12 protein-coding genes are annotated in these 13,440 nt (G+C 71.9%); 7 read left to right on the top strand and 5 right to left on the bottom strand.

Annotated elements, in window-relative coordinates; genetic code table 11:
- Nucleotides 1–6: 6 nt before the first annotated feature.
- The 3 genes from coaE (at nt 7) to OG709_RS07880 (ending at nt 1,814) form a co-directional block, all read left to right on the top strand.
- A complete protein-coding gene (coaE, locus tag OG709_RS07890) occupies nt 7–618 on the top strand; it encodes a dephospho-CoA kinase (protein WP_250303798.1) in 612 nt (203 codons plus the stop codon).
- A gap of 47 nt (nt 619–665) precedes the next feature.
- A complete protein-coding gene (locus OG709_RS07885; RefSeq protein ID WP_250303799.1) occupies nt 666–1,046 on the top strand; it encodes a tetratricopeptide repeat protein in 381 nt (126 codons plus the stop codon).
- Between the two features lie 87 nt (nt 1,047–1,133).
- Complete coding sequence (locus tag OG709_RS07880; protein ID WP_329165386.1) at nt 1,134–1,814, top strand: class I SAM-dependent methyltransferase; 681 nt, start codon at nt 1,134–1,136, stop codon at nt 1,812–1,814.
- Nucleotides 1,815–1,920: 106 nt separating this feature from the next.
- On the opposite strand, the gene OG709_RS07875 is transcribed toward OG709_RS07880, so the two are convergent.
- Nucleotides 1,921–2,256 carry a hypothetical protein gene (locus tag OG709_RS07875; protein ID WP_250303801.1) on the bottom strand — a complete coding sequence of 112 codons (336 nt, stop codon included), beginning with the start codon at nt 2,254–2,256 and terminating at the stop codon, nt 1,921–1,923.
- Between the two features lie 316 nt (nt 2,257–2,572).
- On the opposite strand from OG709_RS07875, the gene OG709_RS07870 reads away from it, so the two are divergent.
- The 4 genes from OG709_RS07870 (at nt 2,573) to OG709_RS07855 (ending at nt 8,680) form a co-directional block, all read left to right on the top strand.
- The gene (locus tag OG709_RS07870) at nt 2,573–4,015 is read left to right on the top strand and encodes a carboxylesterase/lipase family protein (RefSeq protein WP_329165384.1); all 1,443 of its coding nucleotides are present in this window, start codon (nt 2,573–2,575) and stop codon (nt 4,013–4,015) included.
- 159 nt (nt 4,016–4,174) lie between these two features.
- Nucleotides 4,175–7,018 carry a DEAD/DEAH box helicase gene (locus tag OG709_RS07865; RefSeq protein ID WP_405684613.1) on the top strand — a complete coding sequence of 948 codons (2,844 nt, stop codon included), beginning with the start codon at nt 4,175–4,177 and terminating at the stop codon, nt 7,016–7,018.
- Complete coding sequence (locus OG709_RS07860) at nt 7,015–8,181, top strand: SWIM zinc finger family protein (protein WP_329165383.1); 1,167 nt, start codon at nt 7,015–7,017, stop codon at nt 8,179–8,181. The genes OG709_RS07865 and OG709_RS07860 overlap by 4 nt, the downstream gene beginning before the upstream one ends.
- A 61-nt stretch (nt 8,182–8,242) precedes the next feature.
- Nucleotides 8,243–8,680, top strand: a complete 438-nt coding sequence (locus OG709_RS07855) for a hypothetical protein (protein ID WP_250303804.1) — start codon at nt 8,243–8,245, stop codon at nt 8,678–8,680.
- On the opposite strand, the gene OG709_RS07850 is transcribed toward OG709_RS07855, so the two are convergent.
- From OG709_RS07850 to OG709_RS07835, 4 genes are read right to left on the bottom strand one after another with little or no spacing between them, the layout of a single operon-like run.
- Nucleotides 8,677–10,629 (bottom strand): cellulase family glycosylhydrolase, encoded by a 1,953-nt coding sequence (locus OG709_RS07850; RefSeq protein ID WP_329165381.1) that lies wholly within the window; start codon nt 10,627–10,629, stop codon nt 8,677–8,679. The two genes, OG709_RS07855 and OG709_RS07850, sit on opposite strands and share 4 nt — an antisense overlap.
- Before the next feature lie 18 nt (nt 10,630–10,647).
- The gene (locus OG709_RS07845; RefSeq protein WP_250303806.1) at nt 10,648–11,643 is read right to left on the bottom strand and encodes a LacI family DNA-binding transcriptional regulator; all 996 of its coding nucleotides are present in this window, start codon (nt 11,641–11,643) and stop codon (nt 10,648–10,650) included.
- On the bottom strand, nt 11,640–12,491 hold the full coding sequence (locus tag OG709_RS07840) for a carbohydrate ABC transporter permease (protein ID WP_250303807.1): 852 nt from the start codon (nt 12,489–12,491) through the stop codon (nt 11,640–11,642). The genes OG709_RS07845 and OG709_RS07840 overlap by 4 nt, the downstream gene beginning before the upstream one ends.
- Before the next feature lie 17 nt (nt 12,492–12,508).
- Nucleotides 12,509–13,438, bottom strand: a complete 930-nt coding sequence (locus OG709_RS07835; protein ID WP_266643659.1) for a carbohydrate ABC transporter permease — start codon at nt 13,436–13,438, stop codon at nt 12,509–12,511.
- Nucleotides 13,439–13,440 lie beyond the last annotated feature (2 nt).

The raw sequence follows: 13,440 nt of genomic DNA, 5'->3' as shown, positions 1-13,440 counted from the left end.
CTGCCCATGCTGAAAGTGGGGTTGACCGGTGGAATCGGCGCCGGAAAGAGCGAAGTGTCCCGGCTGCTCGTCTCGTACGGAGCGGTGCTGATCGACGCCGACCGGATCGCGCGCGAGGTGGTCGAGCCCGGAACTCCCGGGCTGGCGGCCGTCGTCGAGGCGTTCGGGGAGTCGGTCCTCACGGCCGAAGGAAGCCTGGACCGGCCGAAGCTCGGTTCGATCGTCTTCGCCGACGCGGACCGGCTCGCGACGCTGAACGCGATCGTCCACCCGCTCGTCGGAGCCCGCTCCGCGGAGCTGGAGGGCCTTGCGGGAGCGGACTCGATCGTCATCCACGACGTGCCCCTGCTGACCGAGAACGGTCTCGCCCCGCTCTACGACCTGGTGATCGTGGTCGACGCGTCGCCCGGGACACAGCTCGACCGGTTGGTACGGCTGCGCGGCATGCGGGAATCCGAGGCCCGCGCCAGGATGGCAGCCCAGGCCGGCCGGGAAGAACGCAGGGAGATCGCAGATCTCCTGATCGACAACGACGGCCCCCTGGAGGCCCTGGAGCCGCAGGTCCGCACGGTCTGGGCGCAGCTGTCCGAGCGGGCAGCAGGCCGGGCGGGCGGCTGACCCCGAAGCCCCGGGCGGGCAGTAGTACGACGGAAAGGACCGGACGGATGTCCCACAGCAACCCCGAGACCCACGTCATCGACTACCGGGCGGCGGAAGCGCTGCTGGCGGCCCGTGATCCGCGCGGCGCCGTGAAGCTGCTCGACGAGGTCATCGCCGCCCACCCGGAGAACACGGCGGCCCGTCTGCTGCGGGCGCGCGCGTTCTTCGCCGCTGCCCAACTGCGCCCGGCCGAGCTGGAGTTCCAGCTGGTACTGGAGCGGGAGCCGGACAACGCCTTCGCGCATTTCGCCCTGGCCCGTACCTTCGAGCGGGCCGGCCGTCCGGAACAGGCCAGGCGCCACTTCCGGTTGGCCGCCGCGCTCGATCCGAAGCCGGAGTACCTGGAAGCGGCCCGCTTCGATTCGGAGGGCCGGTCCGGGGGCTGACCGGACCGCTGATCCGGCGACCGGAGACCGGCGACCGGGAGGGAACGACCGGTCCGGCGTGTTCGTTCGGCGGGCATGAGCCTTCGGATGCGTGAGGGATATGACGGCACGGGGCCGGGCGCGCGGACGCCCGACGGCTGCTCCGTGGAGTTGTACAGACGCCTGCCGGTCGGCAGCGAACCGGATGTGATCGCTTCGGCTGTCCCGGCCGGAGCGAGCATCCTCGAACTGGGCTGCGGGGCGGGCCGGGTGACCCGCCCGCTGACCGAGCGGGGCTTCGCCGTCACCGCGGTCGACGAGTCGCCAGGAATGCTGGAGCAGATCGAGGGTGTGCGCACGATATGCAGCCCGATCGAGACGCTCGACGCGGGAGAGACCTTCGACGTGGTGATGCTGGCGTCGTACCTGGTGCACTCGGGAGACCCGGAGGTCCGTCAGGGCATGCTGCGTACCTGCCGTCGGCATGTCAAGGACGAGGGCTGTGTGCTGATCCAGCGTGAAGGCCCGGACTGGCACACGGACGTCCCGCGCGAGCGGCAGAACGACACGGGCGGGATCGTGCGGATCCTGTCCGCGACCCCGGTCGGGGACGGCGTGGACTCGATGGTCTGCGAGTACGTCTACCCCGACGCGACGTGGACGCAGACCTTCCTGTCGCGCCCGCTGACCAGGGAGGAGTTCGCGCACCACCTCGACGGGGCGGGGCTCGTCGTGGACCGCTGTCTCACGGACGACGGAACATGGGTGAGGGCGCTGCCCCGGCACTGAGCCCAGCTCCGGCTCCGACTGCGGGCGGGCGCGCCGTGCCGCGTCGTCCGTGGTGCCGGCTGCGGTGTTTCCGGCGGTGGTGCCAGTGGCGTCGTCCGTGAGGTGGTCAGTGGACCAGGCTGTAACTGCGCCAGGCGACGAGCGGGGGCGTCACCGTGTTCGTGAGCGTGGTGGCGTTGTACACCGATGGCCTGCCGGCGCAGTTGGTGCCCGGATACAGCACCATGTCGATCAGTGTGTTGTTGACGACGGAAGCGGCGCCGCCGCGCAGCAGCGGGTGACAGCCCCGTACGGACGGGTTCGACACGGTGACGACCTGTGAGGCCGGAGTGGTGTACGAGATCGTGCCGACGGCGCTGCGGTTGAGACCGGAACAGCCGGTGACGGCGAACGGCAGGAGCACTGCCCCGGCGATGATGCCGAGACGCCGGTGATCGGACATGGGCGGTCCCGTCTGTACAGAGAGTCACTGGTGGGCCCCACCCTGCCGTGCCCCGGGCGGGACGGCATCCGGTGCTGGGCCGCGCGGGGGACGTCACTACGGCCGCCTTGGTGCGGCCCGCCGATCCGAACCTCTCCCCGGTCGGTCCTGTGCCGGCTGGGTCCGTCTCGGCTCTCCAGGCCGGGGACTCCGGGATCTTTACGGGGAGGGGCGCGGCACGGTACCAGGGAAGGGAACGTCCGCCACATTGCTGTTCTTCGAGCCGATGGGACCGGAATTGAACAGAGTGAGCCCGAACCAGATGGAACCTGTGTGCATGACCCGCCAGGGTGCGGTCCGGGGGCGGATGGGCGACGAAGGGGTGGCGTCCTTCCTCGGCATCCCCTACGCGGCGCCGCCCTTCGGCCCGCGCCGGTTCCGTGCACCGGCGGCGCCCCCGTCGTGGGAGGGCGTGCGCGAGGCGAAGGCGTACGGCCCGACCGCGCCCAAGGCTCCGTACGCGCCCCCGTTCGACACGCTCATCCCGGAGGGCCGTGGCGGTGACGGTGAGGACTGTCTGAACCTCAACGTCTGGACGCCGCAGCCGGGGCCCAACGGGGGGCTTCCGGTGCTGGTGTGGCTGCACGGCGGAGGGTTCGCGAACGGTTCGAGTTCGGCGTCCGGCTACGACGGCAGTGCGTTCGCCCGCGACGGTGTGGTCTGTGTGACGGTCAACTACCGGCTCGGCACGGACGGTTTCCTGAGCCTGGACGGAGCGCCGGACAACCGGGGGCTGCTCGACCAGATCGCCGCCCTGGAGTGGGTGCGCGAGAACATCGAGTCCTTCGGCGGCGCTCCCGACCGGGTCACCGTCTTCGGGGAGTCGTCCGGGGCCATGGGCATCGGGGTGCTGCTCGGGACGGAACGGGCGGCCGGGCTGTTCGGCCGGGCGATTCTGCAGAGCGGGGCCGCCCACCACTTCCTGCGGCCCGCGACGGCCGCTCTGATCGCCGCGCGGCTCGCGGAGTACCTGGGGATCGAGCCGACCGCCGATAAGTTCGCCGCTGTGCCGCTCGCGGAGCTGCTGCCCGCCCAGGCCAGGCTGCGCGCCGAGATCGGGCGACGCCCGGATCCGGAGCTGTGGGGCGATGCGGCGCTCAACGTGATGCCCTTCGAGCCGGTGCTCCCCGGGCTCGCCCTGCCGGGTCCGGAGTGCGGTGTCCAGTTGCTCGTCGGCAGCAACCGTGAGGAGAACCGGCTCTTCATGGTCCCGACCGGACGGTTGGACGCGATCACCGAGGAACGGCTGCGGCTCGCGCTGACGGCGTACGGACTCGACCCGGACAGGGCACTCGCCGTCTACCGTGCGACCCGCCCGCAGGCGTCGCCGGGTGAGCTCCTCGACGTAGTGGCGACCGACTGGTTCTACCGGATTCCGGCCGTCCGCCTCGCCGAGGCGGTTCCCGGCTCCCGGCTGTACGAATTCGCCTGGCGTTCCCCGCAGTTCGGCGGCAGGCTCGGCGCCTGCCATGCGGCCGAGCTGGGCTTCGTCTTCGACAACCTCCGCGATCCGTCGTACGCCGCGATGCTCGGGAACTGCCCGCCCCAGAGCCTGGCGGACACCGTGCACGGTGCGTGGGTGGCCTTCGCGACGACCGGAGACCCCGGATGGGCGCCCTACGACCGGGCCGCGCGCACAACGATGATCTTCGACGAGGAGTCCGCTCCCCGCCAGGACCCGCGGGCGCGGGAGCGCGCCTTGTGGGAGGGGGTGCGCTGAGGCCTGTCGGAAGGGCAGGTTCCGGTTCCCGGGTCCGTTGTCAGACCCCGCACCTAGACTCGCAGAGACATCGGATGCGAGGGGGGAAGGCAGGTGAGCGGGGTGCCGGAGACGGGGAGAGCGCGGAGGACCGGTGGGCCGGCGCCTGCCGCCGGGACCGTGCCTGCCGCCGGGACCGTGCCTGCCGCCGGGCCGGGGCCGGCCGGGCTCATCAGAGGGGCCGCGGTGTTCCTCCCCGCCGTGCTGCCACGGGACGGCCGCTTCGCCTTCTGGGACCCCGACGGTGAGGTGTCCGGGCCCGACGAGCTCGCGGTCGTGCGACGCCAGGGCGCAGCGGTCCGGCGCCGGACCGTCCCTGCGGTGCTGCTGTCCGTCGCCGAGGCGCTGCCGCTGCTGGTGGCGGCCCGGCACTCCCCGGTGGCCCATCCGGCCGTCCGCTGCTGGGGCGCGGCGGCGCTGCACGCCCTGCAGCTGGTCGCGCGCGGTCGGCTGCTCCCCGGCCTGACCGCCGACGACCACGACGCCTGGCGAGCCGGACCGCTGGACGCGGAGGACATCGCACACCTGCGGGCCATCGCCGCAGCCATGCCACCGGAGGCACACGCCACGCCGCTTCCCGGGCGCACCCCCATGGAACTGCCCGAGCCACCGGGACTGATCCGGGCGTTCTACGACGCCGTCGCCGACACCCTGCCCCGCACCCCGGCGGCACCGCACGCGGCCGGGGCCGCCTACGCGGCCCGTGAGGCCCAGCAGCTGCCCGGACTGCGGGAGTGGGCGGCGGAGGTGGCAGCCGGGTCGGACGCCGGGGTGCAGGTCTCGCTGCGCCTCGACCTCTCCGGGTTCGAACTCTTCGACCAGGCCGACCGGACCGACGGGACCGACCGGGGCGGGGACACCGCGGAAGTGGAGCGCCGGGCGGGTGCGGCCGTCGTCCAGGTGCACAGCCTCGCCGACCCGACCCTCGTGATCGACGCCGGGCGGCTCTGGGCGGGGGACGGCGACAAGCACTTCGGGCCGCGGGTGCGGATCGACGCGGTACTGGCGCTGCGGCGCGCGGCCCGGGTCTGGCCCCCGCTGGCCCGGCTCCTGGAGCGCCCGGTGCCCGACGTACTGCCGCTGTCCGAGGAGGAGCTGTACGAGCTGCTCGGCCCGGCGGCGGCCAGGCTCGCCGCGGCGGGGGTGGCCGTGCACTGGCCCAGGGAGCTGGCCCGTTCGCTCACCGCCACCGCAGTCGTACGGTCCGCCCCCGGCTCGGCCACGGACGGCACCTCGTTCTTCGACACCGAGCACCTCTTCTCCTTCAGCTGGCAGTTGGCGCTCGGTGACGACCGGCTGACCGATGCGGAGATGGACGTCCTGGCCGAGGCGCACCGCCCGGTGGTCCGGTTGCGGGACCAGTGGGTGGTGGTTGATCCGGCCCTCGTACGCAAGGCGCGCAAGCGGCAGTTGGGGCTTCTCGCACCCGTGGACGCGCTGTCGGCGGCGCTCACCGGCAGCGCCGAGGTGGACGGCGAGACGGTCGAAGCGGTGCCGGTCGGCGCGCTCGCGGCCCTCCACTCCCGGCTCACCACGGACGCCGCCCCGCTGCCGCAGCCCACCGGCCTGGACGCCACGCTGCGCGACTACCAGCTGCGCGGCCTCGGCTGGCTCGATCTGATGACCTCGCTCGGCCTCGGCGGCTGCCTCGCGGACGACATGGGCCTGGGGAAGACCATCACGCTCATCGCCCTCCACCTGCACCGGGCACGCCGCGAACCGACACTGGTGGTCTGCCCCGCCTCGCTGCTCGGCAACTGGCAGCGGGAGATCGCCCGGTTCGCGCCCGGGGTGCCCGTCCGCCGTTTCCACGGCACGGACCGCTCCCTCGACGACACCGGGGGCGGCTTCGTGCTCACCACCTACGGCACGATGCGCACCAGCGCCGCCGAACTGGCCGCGCACCCCTGGGGCATGGTCGTCGCGGACGAGGCGCAGCACATCAAGAACCCCCACGCGGCCACGGCGAAGGCCCTGCGCACGATCCCCGCCCCGGCCCGCGTCGCCCTCACCGGAACGCCGGTGGAGAACAACCTCTCCGAGCTGTGGGCCCTGCTCGACTGGACGACTCCCGGACTGCTCGGCCCGCTGAAGACCTTCCGCGCCCGCCACGCGAGGATCGTCGAGAACGGCGAGGAGGACGGGGCGGTCGAGCGGCTGGCCCGGCTGGTCCGCCCGTTCCTGCTGCGCCGCAAGAAGTCCGACCCGGGCATCGCCCCCGAACTGCCGCCCAAGACGGAGACCGACCACCCCGTTTCGCTCACCCGTGAACAGGCATCCCTCTACCAGGCCGTGGTCCGTGAATCGATGGCGGTCATCGAGGCCGACGAGGGCGCCGGCCGCCGCGCCCAGATCATGAAGCTGCTCACCGCGCTCAAACAGATCTGCAATCACCCGGCGCAGTACCTGAAAGAGGGGCCCTCGCGGCTCGCGGGCCGCTCGGGCAAGCTCGCGCTCCTCGACGAACTCCTCGACACGATCCTGTCGGAGGGCGGCTCCGTCCTGGTCTTCACCCAGTACGTGGCGATGGCCCGGCTGCTCTCCGACCATCTGACCGCCCGCGGCGTCCCCTCCCAACTCCTGCACGGAGGCACCCCCGTGGCCCGGCGCGAGGAGATGGTGGACCGCTTCCAGGCCGGTGAATCCCCGGTCTTCCTGCTCTCCCTCAAGGCCGCGGGGACGGGCCTGAACCTCACCCGAGCGGGCCATGTCATCCACTACGACCGCTGGTGGAACCCGGCAGTGGAGGAGCAGGCGACCGACCGCGCCTACCGCATCGGCCAGACCCAGCCCGTGCAGGTCCACCGGCTGATCGCGGAGGGTACGGTCGAGGACCGCATCGCCGACATGCTCACCGCCAAGCGGGCGTTGGCGGACGCGGTCCTCGGCTCCGGCGAGAGCGCCCTGACCGAGCTGGGCGACGCGGAACTCGCCGACCTGGTGTCGCTGCGGAGGCCGTCATGAGCAGCTGGTGGGGGAACGCCTGGGTGGCAGCCGTGGAGGCGCTGTCACTGGACGAAGGACGTCTCGAACGCGGCAGGAAGTACGCGGACGGCGGCCATGTAGCCGCGGTGAACGTGGCGCCGGGCCGCATCCTCGCGTACGTCCAGGGGAGCCGTCCGCGCCCCTACCGTGCCGAGCTGCGGCTGCGTACGCTCACGGACCCCGACTGGGAGCAGTTCCTCGACGCTGCCGCCGCCCAGCCGGGCCACATCGCCGCTCTCCTCGACAAGGACATGCCCCACTCGCTGGTCGACGCGGCGGCCGAAGCGGGGGTGGCCCTGCTCCCCGCGCCCGGTGATCTCACACCGTCCTGCTCCTGCCCGGACGGCGGCCGGCCCTGCAAGCACGCCGCCGCCCTCTGCTACGAGACGGCCCGGCTCCTCGATTCCGACCCCTTCGTGCTGCTGCTGATGCGCGGCAGGGGTGAGCGGGAACTCCTCGACGAACTGGCCAGGCGCAACGCGGCCCACGCGGCCCGTGACCGGCGTGCGGCGCCGCCCACGCCCGGAGTGCCCGCGCGCGAGGCGCTCGCCCCGCGGTTCCTCCCGCCGCTGCCCGCGCCCCTGCCGCCCGGCCCGTACCCGGGCCGGCCCCCCGCCTACCCCGGCGCGCGCGGAGCCCCCGACCCGCTGACCCTGGACCACCTCGCCACCGACGCCGCCGCCCGCGCCCACACCCTGCTGACCACGGGCACCGACCCGGTCGCCGGTCTCACCCCCTGGCAGGACGCCGTCCGGCTGGCCGCCGCCCGTCCCACCGCCGGGCTGACCGCCACCACCCGCACGCTCTACCGCGACCTCGCCGGAGCCACCGGGCGCAGCCCCACCGACCTGGCACGCGCGGTCGCCGCCTGGCGGCAGGGCGGAGCCGACGGGCTGTCCGTACTCGAAACACCGTGGGACCCACCGGCGGGCCCCTTCGACCGGGCTCGCCCCGCCCTGGCCGCCGCCGGGCTGCCGCGCTTCCAGCCCTGGCGCAACCGCCTGACGATCCCCGGCGGCGCGCTCCAGCTGCGCTTCGGTCACGACGGCCGCTGGTACGCCTACGAATCGGATCCCGGCCGCGACGACTGGTGGCCACGCGACAGCCCGCACCGCGACCCGGTGGCGGCGTTGCGGCGCTAGGCTTCGGAAGCAGCCGGGGAGAAGGAACTCACCGGACAGCAGAGACGGCCAAGGGGGAACAGTGGACGCGGAGTTGACGGCGCTGGTGACGGCGGGGGCGACCGCACTCGTACAGCAGATGGCGACCGATGCCTGGACGCGTACCCGTGACCGGATGGCCGCGTTCCTGGCCCGGCGGGGCAGCGCCGAACCGACGGCGGTGGCAGCCGAACTGGACGCGGCCCGCGCCGAACTGACCACCGCACAGCAGGCCGGTGACACCGACACCGCCGCCGATGTGCAGGGCGAGTGGCGACTGCGGATGCGCCGCGCCCTCCAGGCGGACCCGGAAGCCGCCGCCGAACTGCGCACGCTGCTCGACGAGATGGCACCGCCGACGTCCGGCACGCGGGTCGGGGTCATCAACAACAGTATGTCCGGGGGCACTTACCAAGCTCCCGTGATCCAGGCCGGGATCATCGGTCGCCAGAGCATGGGCGGGGACCGCGGTCGCGGTTAGAGCAGTTCCTGGTCCTGGTCGCGCAGTTCGAGCACCCGCACCCCGTACGGCTCCAGCGCGACCTCCGGTGACTCCGCGCCCGTACCGAGGTCGAACAGGCGGCCTCCGCCCGGCCGTACGTTCAGCGCGTCCTCCGACTGGCTGACCAGCCAGGCGAAGCGCCGCCCGTCCTCGTGGACCAGGACATCGGCGCTGACGTACGGGGTGTCCACCGTCACGGCCCGCGCCACCCCGGCGACCTCCGCCAGCGCTTCGTACAGGCGGTGGGTCTGCTCCGGGTTGACCCGGGCGGTGCGGGCCGCCATGTTCTCCAGCGGGTACGTGGCCAGTACCGTCCGGCCCTCCCCGATCTCGTGGACCAGCAGTGCGGGGCGCCCGTGCCCGTCGGTCGCCACCACCCGGGCGCCCTGCGGCACCACCGGGAGATACGCGCGGCTGTCCTCGTTCCCCGACACCGGGAAACGCAACGTCTCCCCCGACTTCAGCGGGCCGAAGTCCTCGGTGAAGGTCATCTCCAGGACGTTGTCCTCGATCGGTTCGGCGACCCCGTACGACAACTGGTGCTTTACCCCGAAGAGGCCGTCCAGGTCGTGGAACCACGGGCCGCGCGTCGCCGGGTGCTCGCCCGAGCAGAACGACAGGTACACCGTCGCCCCCGCCCGCGCCCGCCGCTCCAGATCCCGCCGGGTCCGCGTCGTCAGCTGCCGGGTCGACGGGAGCAGGTACAGCTGGACGTCGTCGGCGATCCCGTCCGCCTCCCGGACGAAGCCCACCGGGAGGTCGGCGCCGCGGGCGGCCACATAGCCCTGGTGGAGCGAGGAGAAGATCAACGGCCGGTCGGCGGGCCTGCTGTAGGGGTATCCGCGTTCCAGGAAGGCGGGGACGACCAGCGCCGCTCCGGTGTCGGCCCGCCGGCAGCGCGGGAAGTCGACCTGCTCCAGCACCTTGCCGAAGGCGGCCAGTTCGCGCAGCGGCTCCTTGGGGCGTCCCGCGCTGTCCGTGATGCCGAAGTGCATCTCGAAGGGGTGGTGGTCGTACGGGGACCGTTCCCACAGGTCGTCGTAGTCGGTGTTGTTCCAGGCGATCCAGCCCGTCGCACCGCCGAGCAGCGAATTGTGCAGTGTCTGCCGGTAGTACACGCCCGCGTTGCGCGCCGACACGGTGTCCGTGGAGAGCCCGAACTCCTCCAGGACCACCGGCTGTCCGGTCACCGCGGCCAGCTCGCACTCGAAGGCCGCCCGGTAGTGCTGGCGGACCTTGTCGGTGTCCGAGCGGTACACGTGGGGCCCGACGAAATCGACGTACTCGGCGGTCTCGCGCAGCGAGAAACCGTTGTCGCGCCCGGTCACCTCCTGCCCCCAGGCGCCGTCGCCGAGCGAGACGGGCTGGGTGCCGCCCGCCGCCCGTACCGCGTTGCACATTGACTGCGCCCACGCCGTCACCACGTCCACCGACGGCGGGTCGACCTGGTAGATCCGCCCGTACCCCGGCATCTCATTGGTGATCAGCCAGCCGGTGACGGCCGTGTGGTCCTTGAAGCGCCGGGTCATCTCGCTCGCGAACCACGCCTGGCGGCCGACCATCCACACGTCCTCGTACAGATCGCGGCCCGCGCGCCAGACGGGGTCCCAGTTCTCCCCGGACATGTGACCGACGATGAACGTGGGAACGGTCCCCATCCCGTACTCGCCGTGCGCGTCCAGGAAGTCCCGGAACCGGTCGCACAACTTCTCGTCGATGCGGTGCGGTTCGGGGTGGAAGTCGGGCCAGTAGAAGAACGACCGGGTCATGTTGAGCCCGTGCTCGCGCAGTACGGCGAGCTCCTCGCGGACGACCGCCGGGTCGTAGTCGCGCCACATCAGGGGGCCGCCGGTGCGGGACCAGTAGTTGGCCCCGAGCCAGGGCAGTACGGCGGGGTCGTGGGCGAGCTGGGCGCTGTGGCGCTGCATCTGTGGTGCTCCAGGGGGTCAGGCGGGACCGGTCGACTCACGTACGACGAGCCGGGGTTGTCCGGTGAGGGGTTCGGTGCGGACGTCCTCCCCGCACTGCGCGAGCAGCTCGCGGGCGGCGGCTGCGCCGGCCTGTTGGACGTACTGGTCGACGGTGGTCAGGCGGGGGTGGATCCAGCGGCCCAGCGGCAGGTTGTCGTAGCCGACCACGGAGAGTTCGCCGGGCACGGACAGGCCTGCCCGCTGGGCGGTGCCGAGTCCGCAGACGGCCATCGAGTCGTTGGCGTACACGAGGGCCGTGGGCCGGTCGTCGAGTGCGAGCAGCCGCTCGGTGGCGGCTGTCGCTTCCGCCTCGGTGAAGTCCGTGTGGACCACCGCGGCCGGTACGAGACCGTGTGCGGCCAGGGCTTCCCTGAGGACCCGCAGCCGGAAACGGGTGTGCAGGAGGTCGTCCGGCCCGCAGACGTAGCCGATGCGCCGGTGCCCGAGGGCCAGCAGGTGCCCGACGGCCTCGGTGATCCCGTTGCCGTGCGCCGTGCTCAGCAGGACCGCCGGCAGTCCCAGGCCCTTCAGGAGCGGCAGCCGTGGATCGTCGGCGCGGTGCTCGGTGAGTACGGCGCCGTCGACGCGGCCCTCGGCGGCCAGCCGTTCGTACAGCGCGGTCTCCTCGCGCACGTCGCCGGCGAGGTGCAGCAGCAGCCCGTAGCCGCGCGGCGACAGCTCACTCTCCAGACCGGTGATGAGCTCGGAGAAGAACGGATCGGCGCCGAGGACATCGGTGGGGCGGCGCACCACCATCGCGACCGTGCGCGTACGCGAGCGGCGCAGCGCGCTCGCCGACGCACTCGGCGACCAGCCCAGCCGCTCCGCCGCGTCGAGGATGCGGCGGCGGGTGGGCTCGGAGATCCGGCCGGTGTTGTTGAAGACCTTGGACACCGCGGCCGTGGAGACTCCGGCCCCGGCTGCGACATCCTTGATCGTCGGCCGGGGGCCGGAGGGCGTACTCGGACTCACATCTTCACCGCACCACTCACGAGGGCCTGCTGCATGCGCTTCTGCAGCAGCGTGTACATGATCCAGACGGGGACGAGCGTGAGGATCGTACCGGCCGTGAGGATGCCGTAGTCCGTGCCGATCTGCGACTTGAGCGTGGGCAGGGCCACCTGAATGGTCCGCAGGTCGGGGTCCGGGCCGATGATGATCAGCGAGTACAGGTACTCGTTCCAGAAGGTGAGGAAGTTCAGCAGCAGCACGGTGGCGATGCCCGACATGCACATCGGGGTGTAGATGTGCCGCAGCACGCCGAAGGTCGAAGCGCCGTCGATCCGGGCGGCCTCTTCCATCTCGCGCGGAATGGTCCGCATGAACTGGATGAGGATCACCACCGACAGCGGCATCGCCGTGGCGGGCAGGAACAGCACCATGAACAGCCGGGTGTGGAAGAGGCCGGTGGCCGCCGAGAGCAGGAAGGTCGGGAAGAGGGCGGCGAAGGTGGGGACGAGGAAGCCGAGCGAGAAGATCTTCTCGATGACGGACCCGACCCTGCCCTGTGCGCGGGCGAGTGCGAACGCGGCGGGTATCGCGAGGCCCAGGGTCAGCGCGAGCGAGAACACCGTCACGATCGCGGAGTTGAGGATCGCCATCCCCAGGTCCGCGCTCTCGAACGCGGTACGGAAATTGCCGAATCCGAACGAGGTCGGCGGGGCGAGCGGGCTCGCGAAGATGGCCTCGTTGGACTTGAAGGCGGAGGCGAGGAAGTAGTACAGCGGAATGGCGAGCAGCACGGCGTACGCCCACACCAGAATGTGCGCGGGGAGCCAGGACTTCCTGAACCGGGGCTTTCTGAACTGTGTGGTGGCCATGGTGGGTCGGGCTCCGATCAGTAGCTCTGGCGGAAAGCGCGGCGGATGGCGAGCAGCCCGACGAGCCCCGCGAGGAAGAGGACCACGCCGACGGCCTGGCTGTAGCCGAGGTCGCTCTCCATGAACGCCTTCTCGTAGACGAGGAACGACAGCGTGGTCGAGGAGTTGGCGGGGCCGCCCTGGGTCAGCAGCAGTACCTGCTGGGCGGAGCCGAAGAGCGTCCAGAGGAACTGGAGCATCGTCACCACACCGACGTACTCCTTGATGACGGGGAAGTGGATCCGCCACATGGCGCGCCAGTGCCCGGCGCCGTCCAGCTGCGCGGCCTCGCCGATCTCTTCGGGGACGCTGTCGAGCCGGGCGGCGAAGAGGACGGCGGTGAAGCCGATACCGGCCCAGACGTCGAGCGCGATCAGGCAGTAGAGCGCGGTGTCGGGGTTGGCGAGCCAGGCGTCGGTCAGCGAGCCGAGACCGACCGACTTCAGGGCGCCGTTGACCAGGCCGTCGGGGGAGAGCGCCGCGTAGAAGACCATGGCCTTGGCCGGGGTGGAGATGAGCCCCGGCACGAACAGCAGATAGCGGATGACCCGGTGTCCCGGCGGCTTCTGGGCGACGTAGTACCCGACCATGTAGGCGCAGACGATCATCACCGGGATCGCGATGACCATCTGGACGCCGGTGTTGCGCACGGCCTGCCAGAAGACCGGATCGTCGTACAGCGCGCCGAAGTTGTCGAATCCGGCGAAGGAGGTCGGCTGCAGCATGCCGGGCCAGTGCAGGGCGGCGATCACGAAGATCGCGACCATGGGCCCGACCATGAAGACCAGGTACCAGGCAAGGGCGGGCAGGGCGAGAACCGTGGTCCGGGGCCCGCGCTGCCTGCGCTGCGCGGCGGAGGGGGGACCGGCCTGCCGGGAGGCGGGCCTGACGGATGACGTCATCGTCATGG

It is taken from the genome of Streptomyces sp. NBC_01267 (assembly GCF_036241575.1).
Classification (GTDB): Bacteria; Actinomycetota; Actinomycetes; order Streptomycetales; family Streptomycetaceae; genus Streptomyces.
The sequence above is the reverse complement of the archived record's forward strand: the minus strand, read 5'-3'. Positions and strand labels throughout refer to the sequence as shown.